The sequence below is a fragment of the Herpetosiphon llansteffanensis genome, assembly GCF_003205875.1.
Lineage (GTDB): Bacteria > Chloroflexota > Chloroflexia > Chloroflexales > Herpetosiphonaceae > Herpetosiphon > Herpetosiphon llansteffanensis.
Window position 1 is genome coordinate 1 of sequence record NZ_PUBZ01000021.1, and the last position, 2,532, is coordinate 2,532.

The window sequence follows — 2,532 nt, forward strand, 5'->3', positions numbered from 1 at the left end:
GTACTCACACGGCTTGCGGCCCTCATCCAGCGCTGGGCGACGACGAACAAACGGCATCAGCCACCAACCACGGCGCAGCGCTTACGGGCAGTTACGGCATCATGAACAATAAGCTTGATGCGCATGGGGAATTTACTTTTAGTTCCCAACGAGCATCAGCCTGGTATCGTTTGCGGCCCTAGCTTCTGGCAACGCCGTCGATCTGCACTGGGTCACGGGCAGTGAAGTCAATACCCTCGGTTTCCAGCTCTATCGGAGTACGACTCCGAATCGCAATGATGCAACGCGGGTGACCACCAGCCTGATTCCCTCGCAGGGCGCGACGGGTGGCAGCTACCGGATGACGGATACCCATGCGACCGGGCCGCTGGGCCAGTGGTCGTATTGGCTGGAAGAAGTCGAATTAAACGGGCAAACCACCTGGTATGGCCCGGTGACCGTGCGGATGCAGACCGTGTATATGCCTGCCGTCGTGCGGTAGGAGGAGGAACCCGATGCTGAAACGTATTGAAACAATCGCCTTTGTGAGTATGGTCGTGGTGGCGCTGGTGATGGGCTTTCATAAACTCTTTCCCGCGCAATCGAGCGCAGCCCAGCAGGCGATGAGCTTGACCCCCTCGCCCGAACCAACGGAATTGCCGACGGATGTGCCAACCGAGGTTCCCAATCCGACCGCAACGCCACAGCCCACCGACAAACCGCTGGCCACGACAACCCCAAGTGATGGCGCAACGGTGACCCCACGCCCAACCCGCCAGCCATTCGACCTGACGGCAACGCCGATCGAGCTGACCCCGACGGCGACCGCGACCGTGCTGCCCACCGCAACGCCGAGCGACGGCGCAACGGTGACTCCCGTGGCCTTGCCCGATCTGGTGCTGGAAAAAACAGTGGATCAGCAAACGGTGGCCGTCGGCGATAGCCTGCGCTGGACGTTGACGGTGCACAATCGCGGCAGTGCTCCAGCGTCCAATGTGGTGGTGCGTGATGTCTTGCCCGGCTTTTTTCGCGGCTTGCACGTCACGACCAGTCTCGGCGAGGCAACGCTCGTCGACGGCATTGTCAGTGTTCAAATCGCGGAATTGTCTGCTGGACAAACAATCACCATCTGGATCGATGGCACCGTGGCCTCCCTCGACGGCCCCTTGACCAACCTTGCACAGGCAAGCACGACCACGACCGAAACCTCCACCGAGAACAACACGGCCTGGTCGAGCGTCACTCCCAAAGTCGCTGGGATTGCCCAACCAAGTGCCACGCCCCGACCCGCTGCGCAGCCGCAGCGCACCTTTCCCGTAACCGCCAGTGATGATGGGATGCCCGTTGGGCTGCCGATTGGCTTAGTGGTGCTGGTGACGCTGGTCGTGGCATGGATGCTCTGGCCTCGGAGGCTGGCATGAGCGCGGACATGACGGTCTTGACCGATGCCGCGCGGGGGGTGCTGATGGGACATAGCACGGCCTATCCTCAACCTCTGTACCTAGCGTGGCGGGCGGGACTGGTGGTGCAGCTGCTGTATCCCGCGCTGGCCGACGCGACAACCCTGCTCCAGAGCCTGATCCCGCGCGTGATGCAGCGTGAAGGGGGGGGCGGCAGTAGTGCGGTGGTGTTGGCCCCGCAGGCGGTGGCCGAGGCGCTGCGCTATCTGCCGCAGGTGCTGCTGGTTGATCTGGCCGATATCGCGACGCAAGCCGAGGCCGTGGAAACGGTGCTGGTTGGGCGGGGTACGGTGGTGATCGCGTTGCCTGTGGGGGTGACCACGATGCAACTGATGCGGATTGTCTGGCCGTGGCTGACGACGGTGATGGGCCGCATGCTCACACCACCCTATCTGGTGACGTGGGACGATCCCGCACCCTTGACGATTGCCCGCGCCACCGCCCAACTGGCCGTCCACACCCGGCCATCGCCGCCCGTGATTGGGGCGCATGCCACGCTCGTGGCTGATGGGGACAGCTGGCTGCTGACGGTCGTGGGCGAACGCCAACCGCTGCGGTTCCGGCTCGATGCTCCAGTGCTTGTGCCGCTCCCGACCACGACCAGTGTACGGAGCCGACGGCGATGAGTGCGGGCATCCAAAGCGTGATCGTCCTCTGGACAATGGGCTGGGCCGTGGTCACCGTGCTCGCCGTGGTGCTGCGGCGCTGGTTGGTGACCCGGCTCGCAACGGGGGTGGTCACGCTGCCCCCGCCCCCGCTCGGTGGGTGGTTGCCCACCCAAGATGCGGTCGTGCCCATGCTTGGCCCTTGGCTGGATAGCGTCGGAGTTCCGCCGCTGCCGTTGGGGGAATGGTTACCAATTGATTGGTCACTGGGGAGTCCCGCTCAGATCCCCGTGACCCAAGGAGTGCATGATGAAGATTGACATGACCCATCGCCTGATCCACCTCGTCACCGTGCTGGTGGCGGTGGCCGGACTGGGCATGCTGAGCGGCGTGGGCTGGGTGGTGTGGTCGTTTGTCGCGACAACGCAGGCGGTGCAGGCGCGGCAGGCCGCGCTGCCCCCATTGCCGAGCATGCGGCCCGTGGTGGC

The 2,532-nt window shown here is 64.1% G+C and carries 3 protein-coding genes and 1 pseudogene; all 4 read left to right on the plus strand.

Going from position 1 to position 2,532, the window contains the following annotated elements; genetic code table 11:
• Positions 1-289 precede the first annotated feature (289 nt).
• Positions 290-481 (plus strand): hypothetical protein, encoded by a 192-nt coding sequence (locus C5S61_RS27025; RefSeq protein ID WP_205701339.1) that lies wholly within the window; start codon positions 290-292, stop codon positions 479-481.
• Positions 482-494: 13 nt separating this feature from the next.
• Positions 495-1,400: a hypothetical protein gene (locus C5S61_RS01215; RefSeq protein ID WP_240614389.1), complete on the plus strand. Its 906-nt coding sequence runs from the start codon at positions 495-497 to the stop codon at positions 1,398-1,400.
• An 8-nt stretch (positions 1,401-1,408) separates the two neighbouring features.
• Positions 1,409-2,065 carry a hypothetical protein gene (locus C5S61_RS01220; RefSeq protein WP_240614391.1) on the plus strand — a complete coding sequence of 219 codons (657 nt, stop codon included), beginning with the start codon at positions 1,409-1,411 and terminating at the stop codon, positions 2,063-2,065.
• 285 nt (positions 2,066-2,350) lie between these two features.
• Positions 2,351-2,532, plus strand: a pseudogene (locus C5S61_RS01230) (sortase); the annotation flags it as partial.